The organism is Ruegeria sp. YKSE079 (genome assembly GCF_059612845.1).
The window spans coordinates 110577-127308 of record NZ_JBXWRJ010000001.1 but is presented as its reverse complement, the minus strand read 5'-3'; the positions used below and the strand labels follow the sequence as shown (position 1 = coordinate 127308).

Sequence of the window (16732 nt, the reverse complement as noted above, 5' to 3'; positions counted from 1 at the left end):
GGACGTGCTTTGAACCGGCGCGCGTGGATCACGATATCAAGTGCAGAGGGGGGCGTGCATTCCTCCCGGCGCGTCCTCCTCAGATCGAAACGTGTATCGAAAGGAGAACGTCATGTTCAAGCGCTTGTTGGGCCTTACCCTTGCATTCGGCATGGCAGCAACCGCGCCACCCGCCTTTGCCGCCAGTTGTGCGATGCGGGATACCATTGTTGCCAACCTGAAAGAAAAATTCGCTGAAGAATTGACATTTGGCGGATTGCAAAAGACCAGTGGTGCGCAATCCGTCATGGAAGTCTGGTCTTCGAAGGAAACAGGCACATATACCGTGCTTTTGACTCAGGCCAACGGGATTGCCTGTGTTGTCGCCGCAGGCACGGATTTCTTCGAAGCCATTCCAAAAATCGAGGCTCAGGGCACACCAAGCTGAATTGGATACAAGAACACTGTGGGATAGATCGGTTGTCAGGTTGACAAAGTTGCCATGCCCGCCGGTGGATGTTATGCGATGCGCGGATGAGCTTTGTCGGAATGGAGCAACCGATGCCCGCAGACTATATCGTTAAGGATATTTCGTTGGCCGAATATGGCCGCAAAGAACTGGATATCGCCGAAACAGAAATGCCGGGGCTGATGGCCTTGCGGGCAGAATACGGTGAAAGCCAGCCATTGAAAGGCGCCCGTATTGCCGGATCGCTACATATGACCATTCAGACTGCCGTTCTGATCGAGACGCTGGTTGCGCTGGGCGCGGATGTGCGCTGGGCATCATGCAACATTTTCTCGACACAAGACCATGCTGCTGCTGCGATCGCTGCAAGTGGAACGCCGGTGTTCGCCGTCAAGGGCGAAACGCTCGAGGAATACTGGGATTATGCCGACCAGATATTCCAGTTCCCCGAGGGCGGCGCAAACATGATCCTTGACGATGGCGGCGATGCGACGCTGTACATTCTGATGGGTGCACGGGTCGAGGAAGGTGAGACCGACCTGATCGAAAATCCGCAATCGGAAGAAGAAGTCGCGCTGTTCGCGCAGATCAAGAAGCGTTTGGCAGAAAGTCCGGGCTGGTTCGTCAAGCAACGCCATATGATCAAGGGCGTGTCCGAAGAGACCACTACCGGCGTGCATCGCCTGTACAAGATGATGGAAAAAGGCCATCTGCCGTTCCCGGCGATCAACGTTAATGACAGCGTGACCAAGTCGAAGTTCGACAACAAGTACGGCTGCAAGGAATCGCTGGTCGACGGTATCCGCCGCGCCACCGACACAATGATGGCGGGCAAGGTTGCCGTCGTCTGCGGGTATGGCGACGTTGGAAAAGGCTCTGCCGCCTCGCTGCGCGGAGCTGGTGCCCGGGTGAAAGTGACCGAGGTTGACCCGATCTGCGCGCTTCAAGCGGCGATGGACGGTTTCGAGGTGACTCTGCTGGAAGACGAAGTTGCATCTGCCGATATTTTCGTTACGACGACAGGCAATAAGGACGTGATCCGCATCGAGCATATGCGCGAGATGAAAGACATGGCCATCGTCGGAAACATTGGTCACTTCGACAACGAAATTCAGGTTGCGAACTTGAAAAACCACAAGTGGACCAACATCAAGGAACAGGTGGACATGATCGAGATGCCTTCGGGCAATCGCATCATCCTGCTGTCCGAAGGCCGCCTGCTGAACCTTGGAAACGCAACCGGCCATCCGTCGTTTGTGATGTCGGCCTCGTTCACTAACCAGGTTCTGGCCCAGATCGAGCTCTGGACCGGAGGCGAGGATTATAACAACCAGGTCTATATTCTGCCCAAGCACTTGGATGAGAAGGTTGCGCGTCTGCATCTGGATCGGATTGGTGTCAAGCTGACCCAACTGCGCGCCGATCAGGCGGACTATATCGGGGTCAAGCCGGAAGGCCCGTTCAAACCAGACCACTACCGCTATTGATCCGACAGAAATCGACTTTGAGTGCCGCCGGAGCATTTCGGCGGCGTTTCGCGTTTATTGGAGAATTTGGATTATATTTTAGATACTTAAGGTTTGCCCAAGTGGCACTGGATCGGCTATGAAGTGAACTAAGACCAGGACGGTCAGGACCAGAGTTTTCAAAACGCGTGTGGTGAAATGGGAGCACGCGGGGTGGGGAAGGTTCTGATGCGTCAGGACCTTCCCAAATTCTCGAGTAGCGCTGTTCGGGCGAAAATTAAGTTCGTGCTACCAGTCGATCCGTGCCATCAGCGAAGTGCGTCAATCCGGCATCGTCTGCCCTAACGCACAGACCCGTCGCCATTCCGCTTCGGTTACAGGTTGCACGGACAGTCGTGAGTTTTTTACCAGCATCATATCCGACAAAGCCTCATCTGCCTTGATCTGATCCAGCGTAACCGCGGCTTCAAACGGACGTACCGCCTTGATGTCGACGCATTCCCAGCGTGGATCGCCGGCCTTGCTATCCGGATGAACCTCGGCGCAAACCTCGACAATGCCGACCACCGCTTTTTCGGTTTGTGAGTGATAGAAGAAGCCCCGGTCGCCCAACTTCATCTCGCGCATGAAATTGCGGGCCTGATAGTTGCGCACGCCGTCCCATTCTTCGCCCGCCTCGCCCTTTGCGAATTGTTGATTCCAGCTCCAGGTCGAGGGTTCGGATTTGAACAACCAATAGGCCATCAGCCGATCACCTTTTTCCACGGTATCAATTCGACGGATTGGAACAGCCCGGCTTTGGCATAAGGATCGTTGTCGGCCCAGCTTTGGGCTTCGGCCAAATCTTCGACATCCAGAACGATCAGCGAACCGACCATTTGGTCACCGTTCAGCAAGGGACCGGCCTGCGACACCACACCGGTCTCTTCGATATAGGCCAGATGGGCGGCGCGATTGTCAAGCCGGGTTTGCAGGGAACCATCCTTGTCCCGGGCAATCAGGGCAATCAGCATGTCATTCCTCCTTGAGGGGTCGGTTGAGTAGATATCGAATGGCTTCGGCGACGCTGTATTCACCGCCGCTTAGTTCGGCTACGGCCGTGCTGATAGGCATGTCGAGGCCTTGTTCGCTTGCAAGCTGCGCCACGGCGCGGGCGGTTGCGACGCCTTCGACCGTTGTTGCGCTGTCGAATGTTTCGTGGCGGCCAAGGGCCAGGCCGAACCGATAGTTGCGGGATTGTTCCGAAGAGCAGGTCAGCACCAAATCGCCCAGACCGGACAACCCCATGAGAGTTTCGGGACGGGCGCCTTTCAGGCTGGCGAACCGCTGCATCTCGGCAAAGCCGCGTGTCAAAAGAGCTGCGCGCGCGCTTTCTCCCATGCCTTCTCCGATGCAGGCGCCGCAACCGATCGCCATAACGTTCTTTAATGCACCGCCGAGCTCCGCGCCGACCGTATCCGTCGTGCGATACAGCCGCAGATTCGAGGTTGTGAGTTCGGATTGCAGTGTTGCTCCCAAATCCGCATCCACACAGGCCAGTGTCAGCGCGGTTGGCAGGCCCTTTGCTATGTCACGGGCAAAGCTTGGGCCGGTCAACAGGGCGGGGCGGGCGTTGGGTAACGTCTGGGTAATGACCGAAAGCGGACCCACACCGGTGTTCAGTTCGATTCCCTTGCAGCACGCAACCAACAGGTGACTGGAAAGACATTCGGCATGGTCGGTCAGCGCCTGACGCAGTCTTTGCATGGGGATCGCCAACAACAGGGTTTTATTGGCCGCCGCTTCGGAAAGATCCGAGGTGATGTTCAGCGTGTCGGGTAACGACACCCCGGGAAGGCGGAGGGCGTTTTCGCGGGATTTTCGCATCAAATCCGCCTGTTCTTCCGAACGGGACCACAGGGTTACCCGACCATTACCGGAAAGCGATATCGCAAGCGCTGTTCCAAACGCCCCCGAACCCAGCACAGCAATACTCATGCCTTGGCCCCCTTTTTGCCGCTGCCCAGCAAGGCAGGGCTGGATTGATCCAAGGGCCATCGCGGGCGGGCGGTCAAACTAAGATCGTCGCACACACCTGCCCGAAATCGCTCCATCCCGGCATAAGCAATCATGGCGGCGTTGTCAGTGCAAAGATGCAGGGGTGGAGCGATAAAACGGGCACTATGCTCTAGGCAAACGGTCTCTAACGCAGCGCGAATCGCGCAGTTCGCTGCAACACCCCCTGCCACAGCGACAACGGGATCCGCCGGGCCTTCTTTCAGATACAGGGCCAAGGCACGTCGTGTCTTTTCGGCCAATGTGTCGACAACAGCATCTTGAAAACCCCGACACAGGTCGGCGCGGTCTTGCCGGGTCAACCCGCCTTTTTCTCCAACGATCTGATCGCGCATCCGCATCAGGGCAGTCTTGAGGCCGGAAAAGGACAGGTTGCAATCCGGGTGATCAAGCAGGGGGCGGGGAAAGCGGAAACGCTTGGGATCTCCCGTTTTAGCCTGGGCCTCGACCGAAGGCCCACCGGGTTGCGGCAGTCCCAGCAGACGGGCGGTTTTGTCAAAGGCCTCGCCCGGCGCGTCGTCGATCGTGCCACCCAGACGGGTGAACCTGTCCGGGTTGTGCGCGATCAGATATTGGCAATGTCCTCCGGACGCCAGAAGCATCAAATAAGGATAGTCCACTCCATTGGTCAGGCGCGGCGTAAGCGCATGTCCGGCCAAATGGTTTACTCCGATCAGCGGCAGGCCGGTAGCAGCGCTCAGGCCCTTGGCGCACATCACTCCTGACATGACGCCACCGATCAGCCCCGGTCCGGCAGTCACCGCGATTGCATCCATATCTGTTAGAAATAGACCAGCATCCTCCAGGGCTTGACGGACGCAAACATCCAGTTTCTCTGCATGTGCCCGAGCTGCAATTTCAGGCACAACGCCGCCAAAGGCGCTATGCAATTCGGTCTGGCCATAAACGACTGAAGACAGGATTTGCGCAGGTTCTCCCTCGGTGTGACGCACGACGGCCGCTGCAGTATCGTCGCAGCTGCTTTCCAGCCCAAGTATCGTTAAAGTTTGCGCCATCGACCCGAACCGTTGCATCATGATCGAAAGCCGGGGTATCACCCCGGGCGCATTCAAACAATCCCGTGACTGATCGCTTTGCCCATACGCCTGTTGATGACCCGCCCCCGCGCCGCCTCTGAAAAGTTTGCAGCGCAACTGCTTCCGGTTTTGTCGGCGGATGTAGACGTCATTATTTCTCCGCTTATCGATATCCAACCACATGGCCAGGATATTGACCTTGGCCGTTTCGCAGGTGTCATCTTCACATCTTCAAACGGTGTCGCCGCTACGGCGCGGTTGTCAGGTGACCGACAATGTCCGGCTTTCTGCGTGGGCCCGGCGACAACTGACGCCGCAAACAAAGAAGGGTGGCAGGCAATTATGGCCGGCGAAACGGCAGAAGAGTTGATCGCGGACCTGGTTTCCCGCCGACCCAAAGGACCACTGTTGCATTTGAGAGGCGAACACGGTCTCGGCGATGTCGCCGTAACTCTTTCCAATTCCGGATTGCCAACGGAGGAGCAGGTTGTTTACCGACAAATACAGCTTGGATTCTCTGATGCGGCACGCGCGGCGATGGTTGATGATCAACCCGTGCTGGCCCCGATCTTCTCCCCAAGAACCGCGCGACATTTTGCCGATCATTGGGAAGGCACGGCCCCGCTATGGGCGGCGGCAATAAGTGAAGCAGCCGCGAAGCCAATGGAATCGTTGAATATTCTGGGCCTGGTTATTAGCAAGAATCCAAACGCCGAAGGAATGCGCGCCGCGATTAAAAAACTTGTGAGTGATCGTATGCGGGTTGAGAGCGCTCGGAACGCGGATTAACCTGCATTGGTCTGTGGGTTTTAAGTATTTGAGAATCAAGGGGGAGCTGACGGTGGCCGGCAAAAAGAAGACTGATGAAGACCACGACGCGATCCCTGCAACAGATGACGCAACCGACGACCAGAGTTCGCACTTTTCGGCAGGTGCGACTGAAAACACCGTTGACGATGCTACAGCCTCGGAAGATTTGACCTTCGAAGCCGAAGCCGAAGCCGAAGCCGAAGCCGAAGCCGAAGCCGAAGCCGAAGCCGAAGCCGAAGCCGAAGCCGAAGCCGAAGCCGAAGCCGAAGCCGAAGCCGAAGCCGAAGCCGAAGCTAAGCCTTCGACTGTTTTTGCAGAAAGAACGCAATTTCCAGAGGAAAAAAGGCAAAATGGGTTCTGGCCTACGGCGCTTGGGGGCGCGGTTGCAGCAGCTATTGGTTTTTTTGTCGGCCAAACCGGATTGTTCAGCTCGACAGAGGGCGAAATCGATCAAACCATTTCGACAATTGAGGCGAAGGTCGAGCAACACGCCCAGTTGTTCGACTCGCTTGGAAAGCAGATGGACGGCAGCGAAGCGGCTGACCTGTCGACTCTTTCCGAACAGGTGTCCGGACTGTCTGGGCAAATAGCACCGGTGGTTTCGGAATTGGACGTCTTGAAAACTCAGATTGAATCTTTGAGTTCGGTACTTTCCCCGCTCGAATCCCGCATAGCTGATCTGGAAAAACGCCCAGTACAAAATGGAGATACGCGAGAGGTTCCAGATGCGTATCTGACAGAATTGGATAAGCTACGCGACTCCCTTTCAGTACAGCGGGCCGAGATCGAAAAGATGGTGAATCAGGCCAAAGCACTGGAGGTGAAAGCTTCGGCTGAGGCATTGGCGGCGGCCAACCGCGCGGCTGCATCAGGTCTACGCAGTCAGCTGGATTCTGGTGCCGCGTTTGAGATTCAAGTTTCCCAACTCAAGAACGGTGGCGTAGAGGTTCCTCAATCCTTGGTTGGCCCTGCGGCCGAAGGTGTTGCAACAATGGCAAGCTTACGGAATGGCTTTCCGTCGGCGGCTCGCAATGCATTGGCGGACATCCGTGAAACCGAAAAAGGTTCCGGGATTCTTGCATTTCTCGAACGACAGACTGGCGCCAGGTCTGTCACTCCTCGGGATGGCACTGATCCGGATGCTATCTTGTCACGCGCAGAAGCCGACTTGACAGCTGGTGACCTGGGCAAGGCATTGGAAGAGATCGGCACTCTGCCAGAGGCCGCGCAACCTGCAATGGCGGCGTGGGTTGAACGCGCGCGAACCCGCCAAGACGCCGTATCCGCCGCAGATGCGCTTGTGCAAAGCGTGAATTCGAACTGAAAGGCCCGCCATGTTTTGGTCATTGCTTAAGATACTGGTTTTTGTCGCCATCATCGGCCTTCTGGCGATGGGTGCCGCCTTTCTTATGGAGGCTAGCGGCGGTGTTCAGATCACCGTTGCGGGCACCGAATATACGTTGGGGCCGCTGCAGTCCGCTATAGGGCTTGTGATTTTGGTCGCGGCCGTTTGGCTGTTCTTCAAGCTGCTAAGCCTGTTGATCGCTACGCTGAAGTTCCTCAACGGAGATGAAACCGCCTTGTCGCGCTATTTTGACCGGGGCCGGGAACGGCGCGGTTATCAGGCCCTGTCAGAGGGACTGATGGCTTTGGCTTCAGGGGAAGGGCGTATTGCGATGTCCAAGGCCACAAAAGCAGAAAAGCTGTTGAAAAAGCCGGAACTGACAAATCTGTTAGTAGCCCAAGCCGCCGAGATGACCGGGGATACCAAAAGAGCTTCGGAAACGTACAAGAAGCTGGTGACAGAGCAATCGACCCGGTTTGTCGGTGTGCGCGGGATAATGAAGCAAAAGTTGGCTGAGGGCGATGATGATACCGCGCGCAAGCTTGCGGAAAAGGCGTTGGCCCTGAAACCGCGGCACGAGGAAACGCAGGATGTGCTGCTTAAGCTTCAGACCAAGGCGCAGGACTGGGCCGGGGCGCGGTCGACCCTAACGGCAAAGCTGAAATCAGGAACGTTGCCGCGCGACGTCTACAAGAGAAGGGATGCTGTGCTGGCGCTGTCCGAAGCCAAAGGGCTGCTGGACGAGACTGCCGCTATCGAGCAACAGGAACGCGCGATCGAGGCAAATCGCTTGTCCCCCGATCTGGTGCCTGCGGCCGCGATGGCGGCGCGCGCGCACATCGCCAAAGGCAAGCCACGCAACGCGGCCAAGATCCTGAAGAAGGCGTGGGAGGTCCGGCCGCACCCGGATCTGGCCCACGCGTTTGCCGAAATCGAACCCGACGAATCTCCGACTGAACGGGTCAAGCGGTTTTCGGCACTGACTCGCATTCACCCGGATAACCCTGAGACCCGCCTGATTCAGGCGGAGCTTAACATTGTGGCCGAGGATTTTCCCGAAGCTCGCCGTGCGCTGGGCGATGTTGTGGAAAAACAAGCGGATGCACGGGCCTATACCCTGATGGCTGCGATCGAACGGGGTGAGGGAGCGTCGGACGCGATTGTGCAGGGTTGGCTCGCAAAGGCATTGAATGCGCCGCGTGGTCCTCACTGGGTTTGCGAGAACTGTCACGACATTCACGTGGAATGGAGACCTGTCTGCAAGAACTGCAACAGTTTCGATACGCTAAGCTGGCAAACGCCCGACACCCCTGAGATTGCCTCGGCGACAGGTGTACACATGCTGCCACTGATCATCGGAGCCCTGGAAGACCAGAGCGAAAAAGACGTCCATGAAGAGGAACTTGAGGAAAACTCGGGCGAACAGGCCACTCCGCCCCGGATCATCGATGCTGATGTTGAATTGATGGATACCAACGGCAAAACATGAGGTGTCGTCATTTGTGGACAGCCCCGGTTTTGCTAGAGTTCTTTTTTTTGGGTTTCTCGTGTTCGCGGCTTTAGGCCGCCTGAACCGAATGAGGTTCGGTCAGGATGGTATAGAGCTTGACCGGATCAGGATTTGACCGGAGTTTCGTGCAAACCGAAGCGTCTCTGAGCGTACGCGAGACCAGCGCCAGCGCTTTTAGGTGTTCAACACCGGCCTCTTCCGGCGCAAAGAGTGAAAAGGCAAGGTCGACCGGTTGTCTGTCGACTGCGCCAAAATCAATCGGCTTTTCAAGCATGACGAATACGCCTGCGACCTTTTCCAGGCCTTCCAGCCGAGCATGGGGTAGAGCAACACCATGCCCGACTCCGGTCGGCCCCAGGCTTTCCCTTTCGAGCAGAGATTCGACGACAGTCTGAGCGTCCAGCCCAAGTGCCAAAGCCGCTACGTCTCCTATTTCCTGAAACAGGCGCTTTTTGCTGGAAGCGGCTGACAGAACCCGGACCGCTTTGGGTGAAAGGATGCTCGAAAGCTCCATCGATTTTGCTCCATGGATGTGCCACCGGATATCCGATGGCACATCTCTGTTGTCTTGCCTATTACGGGTCGATCCAGCCGATATTGCCGTCATCACGGCGATACACGACGTTCAGTCCGTCCTTGTTTTCGTTCCGGAACACCAAAACCGGGGCCCCCGCGAGTTCCATCTGCATTACAGCCTCGCCTACACTCAACGACGGGATCTTGGTTTCCATTTCCGCCACAATTATCGGCTGAAGCGACTCCGGTTCCTCAGAATTGCCCGAGTCGTTCGACGCGAGGATATAGGATGATGCTCCAAAAAGTTCAACCGGCTCGGCGCGGTCGCGGTGGTGATCCTTTAGGCGGCGCTTGTAGCGGCGTAGCTGCGTTTCCATTTTATCGCAGCATCCTTCGAATGCCGCATAGATTTCGGTGGCGTGCGCCTTGGCCTGCGCCGTCAGCCCAGTTGATAGGTGTACAGTTGTCTCGCACACATATTCATGCGCTGAACGGGAAAAGACGACGTTGGCGTCTGTCGGTCTTTGGGCATACTTGCCCACGACTTCGCCCAGTTCGGTCTGCACGTGGGTCTGCAATGCCTCACCGATGTCGATCTGTTTACCGCTGATTTGATAACGCATGTGATCTCCTTCACAATTCGCACCCGTTCTGACGCCACACAAGTCGGCGTGCCTGTTTTTATCGGGTGTGGGGTAAAGACATTTCCAAGGATAGTCTACCATCATACCCTTCAGCGAAGGGACATCGAGATCCAGACTGGAACCGAAGAATTGTCATGAGTCAATTGAGGCAAGAGACGCGCGGAGAGTCAATCAAAACAGACGTGTTCTTTCAAGAAATCCGCCATGCGCCCAGCGACGAACAGTCGCCGGTCAGGAAATCCGGAAGTTTTCACCCAGATAGACCCGGCGAACATTCTCGTTTTCGACCACTTCGGTGGGTGTGCCGGACATCAGAACTTGACCGTCATGCAGGATATAGGCGCGATCCACGATTTCCAGCGTTTCTCGCACGTTGTGGTCGGTTATCAAAACGCCAATTCCCCGCTTTTTCAGGTCCGAAACAAGGTGGCGGATGTCGCCGACGCTGATCGGATCCACGCCAGCAAAGGGCTCGTCAAGGAGCAAGTACTTGGGGTCTGCGGCCAGGCAGCGCGCAATCTCGACGCGGCGACGTTCACCGCCTGAAAGCGCCAAGGCGGGGGCACGTCGCAAATGCTCTATCGAGAAATCCGAAAGCAATTCCTCAAGACGCTCCTTGCGCTTATGGCTGTGCTTGACGGTGATATCCAGAACCGCGGCTATGTTGTCCTCGACACTCATGCCACGAAAGATCGACATTTCCTGAGGAAGATACCCTATCCCCATCCGGGCCCGCCGGTACATTGGCAGCGTCGTCGCATTCTGACCGTCGATGGTCACTGTACCCCCTTCGGGAAAAACCAGGCCTGCCACAGCATAGAACGTTGTAGTCTTACCTGATCCGTTCGGGCCAAGCAGGGCAACAACTTCGGACCGATCAAGCGTCATCGAGACGTTTCGGATAACTGTCTTCTTGCGATAAGATTTCCGTAGCTTGTCGATCTTCAGCCCGGAAGAACCTTCGGCAACTGTAAGGTTTGGGCGATTCATCAATTGTTGCCTGTGTTCAGGATGGTTTTGACCCGGCCAACCATCTGAGCTGTTCCGGTCTTGAGGTTCACTGTCATCTTGCTGGATGTCAGCGCGTTTTCACCCTGTGTCAACAGCACGTCGCCACTCATCACGATGACTCCGGTATCGATGGAATAGTCAGCGCGCTGCGCCTGTGCTGCATCCGGACCGCTTACCAGAACCACATCACCTATAGCTTCAAGCCGCTCAATACCTGACTTTTCCTGATTGTATATCACAAGGACTTGCTGTGCGGACAGCCGCATCTCACCTTGCCTGATAAAGACATTACCCTTGAATTCCGCCGATCCGTCTTCCTGATTGACATCCAAGGTGTCTGAAGTGACTTCAACTGGCAGCGACGGGTCAGCCTTGACCGACCCGAATGCGACATTGGCCCCTTGCGCGAATACGGGAACTGCCCCAAAGATCAGAGCAAAACAAAGGGTCAGTGCACGAAAAACATTCACGGGTTATCTTTCCGGTTTTTGAGGGTCATATATCAGTTGGACCCCGTCTGTAAAAAGAATATGGAGGGGCGCTTCCTTTTTTTCAGCCCCGAAATTCATGGCGCCGGCGGTGAATTCCCCGATTGGTCCAGCGCCGGCGATTTCTGCCGGAGAGTTTCCACGGATCTCGTCCAATGATGTGTTCAGCTGTTCCGTAGAGACTCTAAGACCATCTGAAGTTGTGATAATTACGTTTCCGGAAAACGTGGCGCTGCCCTGATCTGGACGCAAAGTACCGAGTTCAGCGGTCAAAGTCAGTTCGTTTCCATTCACCAGCCGATATCGCGCGCGCAGATTTTGGGCTTCGGCAGGCTTGTCGTCAGAGCTAGGTCGAGCAGCGCTTGCCGACACAAGAATTTCTTCTCCCTTTTCAGTCACACCCGAAAAAAACGGGCGCGTGACCTGCTGACCGCTTAACCGTTCATCCATCTCGCGCCCGGAAAATGGGGTCGAAACATTGGTGTCGATACTGCGCGACAGCAGGAAAACGGTAGAAAGCAAAGCAATTGCCGCAAGCGGCAGCAGTACCTTGAAGAACTGCACCTTGCGGGAATAGCTGTCCACTTCTTTCTCCTATCCCAAACCCACGCGAAGACAGTCGTGAATATGAAGAAGACCCAGCGGTTTGGTCGGCCCCTCTTCCTCAACAACGAAGAGCGAGGTAATTTTGTGTTGATTCATAACTGCAACCGCCTCTTCGGCCATGGCTTGGGGCGCTATCGTCGTTGGGTTGGCAGTCATGACGTTTTGAGCGGTTTGGCTCAGCAATCCGTCCATGTGTCGGCGAAGATCGCCGTCGGTGATGATGCCAACCAGGTCCCCGCTGGTGTTTTGAACACCGGCCACGCCAAAAGCTTTCTGGCTGATCTCGATCAGCGCTTCGCTCATTGGGGTGTCCAGGGAAACCAATGGCAGGGCGCCTCCTGAGTGCATCAGGTCACAAACCTTGCTGAGACGGGCACCCAGCTTGCCGCCCGGATGGAAATCGCGGAAATTTTCCGGCTGGAAGTTTCGGTATTTCATAAGCGCGATGGCCAGCGCATCGCCCATGGCTAACGTCAGTGTAGTCGAGATCGAAGGCACCATGCCAAAACCGCAGGCCTCGCCCATCGACGGGATCAGCAGGTGCACATCGGCTTGTTTCATCAACGTGCTTTCGGGCTTGCTGGACAAACCGATCAATGGGATTCGGAATCGGCGTGTAAAGGCTAGCAAGTTGGCCAGTTCCGGTGCCTCGCCCGAGTTCGAGATTGCCAGAACGACATCGCCCTCGGACAGCATGCCTAGGTCGCCGTGGCTGGCTTCTGCCGGGTGCACAAAATAGGCGGGCGTTCCGGTGCTTGCGAGCGTCGCGGCGATCTTGTGGCCGATATGACCGGATTTTCCAATGCCGCTGACAATGATACGGCCGCGGGCATTGAGGATCAGTTCGACCGCCTCGACGAATTGGTCGTCAAAGCTGTCGGCCAGCACCTCTAGCGCCTTGGCTTCGTCGGTGACCACTTGTCGGGCAGTGCTCAGAAATGCGTCAGGGTTGGTCATGAGTGAGCAAATATATCCGTTTCGGGCCAACCCGCGAGATCCAGCTTGGCGCGCATGGGCAGAAAATCGAAACAGGCTTTGGCAATCTCAGATCGACCTTCGCGATGCAGGCGCTGGTTAAGTTCTTCACGCAAGCGGTGCAGGTACAGTACGTCGGAGGCTGCATATTCCAGTTGCGCGTCGGTCAGCGTTTCCGCGCCCCAATCGCTCATCTGCTGCTGTTTCGAAATATCTACGCCGATCAGTTCTTGGCACAAGTTCTTGAGGCCGTGGCGGTCAGTGTAGGTCCGGACTAGGCGGCTGGCAATCTTGGTGCAATAGACAGGTGCCGCCAACGTGCCAAAAGCGTGGTACATAGCGGCGATGTCGAAGCGGCCGAAGTGGAACAGTTTGAGAACATCGGGATCTTCCAGCATGGCGCAAAGGTTGGGTGCTTCGGTCTGACCCTTTTCAATCTGAACAATGTGGCTGTCGCCATCTCCACCGGACATCTGGATCACGCACAGCCGGTCGCGGTGTGGATTCAACCCCATGGTTTCGCAGTCGATGGCCACGATTGGGCCCAAATTCACACCATCTGGAAGATCGTTTTTGTAAAGGTGATTAGCCACGCGAAAGTCCTTTGTGCCGTACTGGACCCGAGATAGGCGGTTTGTCGAGCAAACTCAACTGGGGCAGCGCGGGAGTCTTCATGCGGAACAATCGACGCGACCAGAGAAGACACGCCAAAATCCCACCCGCGAATTGTGTTTTCGGAGCCATAATCTGGGACTAGGAATGGTGCAGAGGTTTTCTCGTCTGGAGGCAGGTGTGCTGAATATCCTGAAAAATCGAGTGTATCGTCACCTGTTTGCTGCTCAGATCGTGGCGCTGACCGGAACCGGTCTGGCCACCGTGGCGTTGGGATTGCTGGCGTATGACCTTGCCGGAAAAGCAGCTGGCCTGGTTCTGGGAACGGCGTTGACCATCAAAATGATTGCCTATGTCGTGGTTGCCCCGATTGCCGCGGCATTTGCTGAACGAGTCGATCGCCGACGCATGCTTGTGGCATTGGATCTGGTGCGCGCCGCCGTCGCGATCTGCCTGCCTTTCGTCACCGAAATCTGGCAGGTTTATGTCCTCATATTCGCTCTGCAATCCGCTTCGGCCGGATTCACACCGGCGTTTCAAGCCACTATTCCCGATGTGTTGACGGATGAGCGCGATTATACGCGCGCCCTGTCGTTGTCGCGGTTGGCGGTTGACATGGAAAGTCTGGTTAGCCCGATGCTAGCCGCCGTATTGCTGACGCTAGTGAGCTTCGACAATCTGTTCTGGGGGACGGGGATCGGCTTTGCCTCATCCGCCTTGCTGGTTGTATCGGTGGTTCTGCCGACGCCGAAGCCGACGGCGCGCCGCGGTATATTTGACCGGACAACGCGAGGTGTTCGGATTTATCTGAAAACCCCTAGGCTGCGGGGGTTGCTGGCTTTGAATTGGGTGGCTGCGTCGTTGAGTTCGATGGTAATCGTGAATACGGTTGTGATTGTCAGATCTGGCTTAGGAATGCCGGAAAATGCAGTCGCCCTTGCACTGGCGGGGTTTGGCGGCGGGTCTATGGTCGCAGCTCTGATTTTGCCCCGCGTTCTGGATCGCTTAGAGGACCGCGGCGTCATGCTGACGGGCGCAACCATTGCAACAGGGGCCATGGGAGTAACGTCTGTTTGGTCCATGCTGTCTCCGCTAAGCCTGCCTGTTCTTTCCTTGCTTTGGACATTTGTAGGGTTTGGGTATTCGGTGACCCTCACGCCATCAGGTCGTTTGCTCACACGCTCTGCTCATGCGGTGGACCGCCCCGCCGTCTTTGCGGCACAGTTTACTCTTTCTCATGCCTGTTGGCTGATCTTTTATCCGCTGTCAGGCTGGTTGATGACCGTTTATGGATTGAGCGTTGTCACTACGTTTTTGACTTTGGCATCTGTGGTTGGCGTGACAATGGCTTTTTCTCTTTGGCCACGCAACGGCATGGCGCCGATTCCGCATAACCATCCCGAGTTGCCACCGGATCATCCTCATCTGGCGAGCGGGACCCCGCACAGTCATGCTGTGATAATCGATGAATTTCATCCAAGATATCCTAAACAGCCTTGAGGCCAGGGATAGAGATTGTCTAACTCTGAACGACAAGACGCCGTGGGAGCCTGAATGGATCAGCTGGACCGCCGAATAATTTCTGCCCTGCAGTACAACGCGAGGGAATCGACTACCAAGATTGCGGCCAAACTGGGCGTTGCCCGAACGACCGTCCACGAGCGCATCTCTCGAATGGAAAAGAGGGGTGAGATCGCAGGATATTCCGTGGTTCTGCGCGAACCGCAGGACGAAAGCACGGTTCAGGTCGTGGTTCTGTTGGAGGTTCAGCAAAAAGAGACGTCCAGGATCATCAAACGGCTGGAGGCTTATCCTGAGGTTAAGTTGTGCCTGTCGATCAATGGTGAATTCGATCTGCTTCTGTCGGCCGAGGCTCCCAGGATCGAGGATCTGGATGTTCTGGTGGACGAGCTTGCGGAAATTCCGGGTGTCCTTCGCACCAATACAAGCGTCGTCTTCGGACGGCGAATTGACCGAGGCTGACATATCGTCAGAATCTACGTCATAACGACGAAAACATGAGTCGTTTCGTCAATCCGCACTCTACAGATCGGACAGCGAATAGGTCACACTTTCTGACAAAGAAGGAGATGTGCCATGCGCTGGAATATTTGCGTAGTCGGGGCCGGAAAGATCGGCCAGATGATCGCGACGTTACTCAAAACCTCGCCCAACTACACCGTCACCGTGGCTGATCACGATCTGGTTGCCTTGTCGGTGCTGAAAAAGATGGGCGTCGCCACAAAACAGATTGATGCCAGGGACGAGGTGGGTTTGGCCGAAGGCCTCAAGGGCTTTAACGCCGTCATCTCGGCAGCGCCATTTTTCCTGACGCAAGTGATTGCCAAGGCCGCAAAAAAGGCGGGCGCGCATTATTTCGATTTGACCGAAGATGTAGCGGCCACCAACGCCGTGCGGGAACTGGCCGTGGACAGTAAAACCGCGTTCATGCCGCAATGCGGATTGGCGCCCGGATTTGTTGGAATCGCCGGGGCGGCCCTGGCAGCTGAGTTCGATAGCATCGACACTCTGCATATGCGCGTCGGAGCCTTGCCTCTCTATCCGACCAATGCGCTCAAATACAATCTGACCTGGTCCACCGACGGGCTGATCAACGAGTACTGCAATCCCTGTGATGCCATTGTGAACGGAATGCGGGTCAAGACTGCGCCGCTGGAAGACTATGAACTGCTTGGTCTTGATGGTGTCGAATACGAGTGCTTCAACACGTCCGGAGGGCTTGGAACCTTGCCGGAAACGCTTGACGGTAAGGCGCGCTCCGTTTCCTATCGTTCGATCCGGTATCCGGGGCATCGTGACATCCTCAAATTGCTTCTAAACGATCTGGGGCTGGAGCGCAGGCGGGATCTGATGAAAGAAATTTTTGAGTCCGCTCTCCCACGTACTGATCAGGATGTGGTCCTGGTCTATTGTACCGCCAAGGGCACGATAGACGGACAGCTGCGCGAAAAGTCCTACATCAACAAGTCCTACTCGCGGATGATCGATGGCCAAATCTGGAGCGCAATTCAAGTCACCACCGCCTCGGGTGTGTTGGGAGTGGTTGACCTGATGCGCACCGGTGAGTTGCTCGGTCAGGGCTTTGTCCGGCAAGAACAAGTGCTGCTTTCCGACTTCATGAATACCGAATTTGGCCGCCTCTATCGGGCGGGGGACGCAACGCAACAGAACAAGGCAGCCTGAGAAAT

Annotated in this window: 19 protein-coding genes; 8 read left to right on the top strand and 11 right to left on the bottom strand. The window is 56.1% G+C overall.

Features of this window, described 5'->3' with window-relative positions:
- Window positions 1–112 precede the first annotated feature (112 nt).
- Entirely contained in the window at window positions 113–427 is a 315-nt protein-coding gene (locus tag AC2FMY_RS00600) for a hypothetical protein (protein ID WP_480750012.1), read from the top strand.
- Between the two features lie 113 nt (window positions 428–540).
- Window positions 541–1935: an adenosylhomocysteinase gene (gene ahcY / locus AC2FMY_RS00595; RefSeq protein ID WP_496806848.1), complete on the top strand. Its 1395-nt coding sequence runs from the start codon at window positions 541–543 to the stop codon at window positions 1933–1935.
- Between the two features lie 300 nt (window positions 1936–2235).
- Here the strand turns inward: ahcY and AC2FMY_RS00590 are convergent, their stop codons facing one another.
- From AC2FMY_RS00590 to tsaD, 4 genes are read right to left on the bottom strand one after another with little or no spacing between them, the layout of a single operon-like run.
- Complete coding sequence (locus tag AC2FMY_RS00590) at window positions 2236–2658, bottom strand: EVE domain-containing protein (protein WP_496745215.1); 423 nt, start codon at window positions 2656–2658, stop codon at window positions 2236–2238.
- Entirely contained in the window at window positions 2658–2927 is a 270-nt protein-coding gene (locus AC2FMY_RS00585) for a YciI family protein (protein ID WP_480752200.1), read from the bottom strand. The genes AC2FMY_RS00590 and AC2FMY_RS00585 overlap by 1 nt, the downstream gene beginning before the upstream one ends.
- 1 nt (window position 2928) lies before the next feature.
- Window positions 2929–3891, bottom strand: a complete 963-nt coding sequence (locus AC2FMY_RS00580) for an NAD(P)H-dependent glycerol-3-phosphate dehydrogenase (protein WP_496745217.1) — start codon at window positions 3889–3891, stop codon at window positions 2929–2931.
- Window positions 3888–4985 (bottom strand): tRNA (adenosine(37)-N6)-threonylcarbamoyltransferase complex transferase subunit TsaD, encoded by a 1098-nt coding sequence (gene tsaD, locus AC2FMY_RS00575; protein WP_496806887.1) that lies wholly within the window; start codon window positions 4983–4985, stop codon window positions 3888–3890. Before tsaD ends, AC2FMY_RS00580 begins: the two co-directional genes overlap by 4 nt.
- Before the next feature lie 96 nt (window positions 4986–5081).
- Between tsaD and AC2FMY_RS00570 the strand changes: the two genes are divergently transcribed.
- Genes AC2FMY_RS00570 through AC2FMY_RS00560 form a run of 3 tightly spaced genes read left to right on the top strand, consistent with a single transcriptional unit; the run spans window position 5082 to window position 8650 of the window.
- Window positions 5082–5795 (top strand): uroporphyrinogen-III synthase, encoded by a 714-nt coding sequence (locus AC2FMY_RS00570; RefSeq protein WP_496748704.1) that lies wholly within the window; start codon window positions 5082–5084, stop codon window positions 5793–5795.
- Window positions 5796–5847: 52 nt separating this feature from the next.
- Window positions 5848–7140: a COG4223 family protein gene (locus tag AC2FMY_RS00565; RefSeq protein ID WP_496806847.1), complete on the top strand. Its 1293-nt coding sequence runs from the start codon at window positions 5848–5850 to the stop codon at window positions 7138–7140.
- Window positions 7141–7150: 10 nt separating this feature from the next.
- Window positions 7151–8650 carry a heme biosynthesis protein HemY gene (locus tag AC2FMY_RS00560; RefSeq protein WP_496748371.1) on the top strand — a complete coding sequence of 500 codons (1500 nt, stop codon included), beginning with the start codon at window positions 7151–7153 and terminating at the stop codon, window positions 8648–8650.
- A 70-nt stretch (window positions 8651–8720) separates the two neighbouring features.
- On the opposite strand, the gene AC2FMY_RS00555 is transcribed toward AC2FMY_RS00560, so the two are convergent.
- The 7 genes from AC2FMY_RS00555 to AC2FMY_RS00525 form a co-directional block, all read right to left on the bottom strand.
- Window positions 8721–9185 carry a PTS sugar transporter subunit IIA gene (locus tag AC2FMY_RS00555; protein ID WP_480751592.1) on the bottom strand — a complete coding sequence of 155 codons (465 nt, stop codon included), beginning with the start codon at window positions 9183–9185 and terminating at the stop codon, window positions 8721–8723.
- Between the two features lie 61 nt (window positions 9186–9246).
- A complete protein-coding gene (hpf, locus tag AC2FMY_RS00550; RefSeq protein ID WP_480751593.1) occupies window positions 9247–9810 on the bottom strand; it encodes a ribosome hibernation-promoting factor, HPF/YfiA family in 564 nt (187 codons plus the stop codon).
- Window positions 9811–10062: 252 nt separating this feature from the next.
- The gene (lptB, locus tag AC2FMY_RS00545) at window positions 10063–10821 is read right to left on the bottom strand and encodes an LPS export ABC transporter ATP-binding protein (protein WP_480751594.1); all 759 of its coding nucleotides are present in this window, start codon (window positions 10819–10821) and stop codon (window positions 10063–10065) included.
- Complete coding sequence (locus tag AC2FMY_RS00540) at window positions 10821–11312, bottom strand: LptA/OstA family protein (RefSeq protein ID WP_480751595.1); 492 nt, start codon at window positions 11310–11312, stop codon at window positions 10821–10823. Before AC2FMY_RS00540 ends, lptB begins: the two co-directional genes overlap by 1 nt.
- Before the next feature lie 3 nt (window positions 11313–11315).
- Entirely contained in the window at window positions 11316–11915 is a 600-nt protein-coding gene (locus tag AC2FMY_RS00535) for an LPS export ABC transporter periplasmic protein LptC (protein WP_480751596.1), read from the bottom strand.
- Window positions 11916–11924: 9 nt separating this feature from the next.
- Window positions 11925–12893, bottom strand: coding sequence for a KpsF/GutQ family sugar-phosphate isomerase (locus AC2FMY_RS00530; protein WP_480751598.1), 969 nt, complete (start codon window positions 12891–12893; stop codon window positions 11925–11927).
- Window positions 12890–13504 carry a ribonuclease D gene (locus tag AC2FMY_RS00525; protein WP_480751600.1) on the bottom strand — a complete coding sequence of 205 codons (615 nt, stop codon included), beginning with the start codon at window positions 13502–13504 and terminating at the stop codon, window positions 12890–12892. The genes AC2FMY_RS00530 and AC2FMY_RS00525 overlap by 4 nt, the downstream gene beginning before the upstream one ends.
- Window positions 13505–13703: 199 nt before the next feature.
- Between AC2FMY_RS00525 and AC2FMY_RS00520 the strand changes: the two genes are divergently transcribed.
- The 3 genes from AC2FMY_RS00520 (at window position 13704) to AC2FMY_RS00510 (ending at window position 16727) form a co-directional block, all read left to right on the top strand.
- Window positions 13704–15023: an MFS transporter gene (locus AC2FMY_RS00520; RefSeq protein ID WP_496806886.1), complete on the top strand. Its 1320-nt coding sequence runs from the start codon at window positions 13704–13706 to the stop codon at window positions 15021–15023.
- Between the two features lie 54 nt (window positions 15024–15077).
- Window positions 15078–15506 (top strand): Lrp/AsnC family transcriptional regulator, encoded by a 429-nt coding sequence (locus tag AC2FMY_RS00515; RefSeq protein ID WP_480751601.1) that lies wholly within the window; start codon window positions 15078–15080, stop codon window positions 15504–15506.
- A gap of 114 nt (window positions 15507–15620) precedes the next feature.
- Window positions 15621–16727, top strand: coding sequence for a saccharopine dehydrogenase family protein (locus tag AC2FMY_RS00510; protein WP_480751603.1), 1107 nt, complete (start codon window positions 15621–15623; stop codon window positions 16725–16727).
- Window positions 16728–16732 lie beyond the last annotated feature (5 nt).

Bases quoted from the DNA above. Each gene is read 5' to 3' on its own strand.
- AC2FMY_RS00585 (WP_480752200.1), bottom strand. From the start codon at position 2,927: ATGCTGATTGCCCTGATTGCCCGGGACAAGGATGGTTCCCTGCAAACC.
- AC2FMY_RS00580 (WP_496745217.1), bottom strand. From the start codon at position 3,891: ATGAGTATTGCTGTGCTGGGTTCGGGGGCGTTTGGAACAGCGCTTGCG.
- AC2FMY_RS00560 (WP_496748371.1), top strand. From the start codon at position 7,151: ATGTTTTGGTCATTGCTTAAGATACTGGTTTTTGTCGCCATCATCGGC.
- AC2FMY_RS00590 (WP_496745215.1), bottom strand. From the start codon at position 2,658: ATGGCCTATTGGTTGTTCAAATCCGAACCCTCGACCTGGAGCTGGAAT.
- AC2FMY_RS00515 (WP_480751601.1), top strand. From the start codon at position 15,078: ATGGATCAGCTGGACCGCCGAATAATTTCTGCCCTGCAGTACAACGCG.
- AC2FMY_RS00570 (WP_496748704.1), top strand. From the start codon at position 5,082: ATGACCCGCCCCCGCGCCGCCTCTGAAAAGTTTGCAGCGCAACTGCTT.
- ahcY (WP_496806848.1), top strand. From the start codon at position 541: ATGCCCGCAGACTATATCGTTAAGGATATTTCGTTGGCCGAATATGGC.
- AC2FMY_RS00600 (WP_480750012.1), top strand. From the start codon at position 113: ATGTTCAAGCGCTTGTTGGGCCTTACCCTTGCATTCGGCATGGCAGCA.
- AC2FMY_RS00555 (WP_480751592.1), bottom strand. From the start codon at position 9,185: ATGGAGCTTTCGAGCATCCTTTCACCCAAAGCGGTCCGGGTTCTGTCA.
- hpf (WP_480751593.1), bottom strand. From the start codon at position 9,810: ATGCGTTATCAAATCAGCGGTAAACAGATCGACATCGGTGAGGCATTG.
- AC2FMY_RS00530 (WP_480751598.1), bottom strand. From the start codon at position 12,893: ATGACCAACCCTGACGCATTTCTGAGCACTGCCCGACAAGTGGTCACC.
- tsaD (WP_496806887.1), bottom strand. From the start codon at position 4,985: ATGGCGCAAACTTTAACGATACTTGGGCTGGAAAGCAGCTGCGACGAT.
- lptB (WP_480751594.1), bottom strand. From the start codon at position 10,821: ATGAATCGCCCAAACCTTACAGTTGCCGAAGGTTCTTCCGGGCTGAAG.
- AC2FMY_RS00510 (WP_480751603.1), top strand. From the start codon at position 15,621: ATGCGCTGGAATATTTGCGTAGTCGGGGCCGGAAAGATCGGCCAGATG.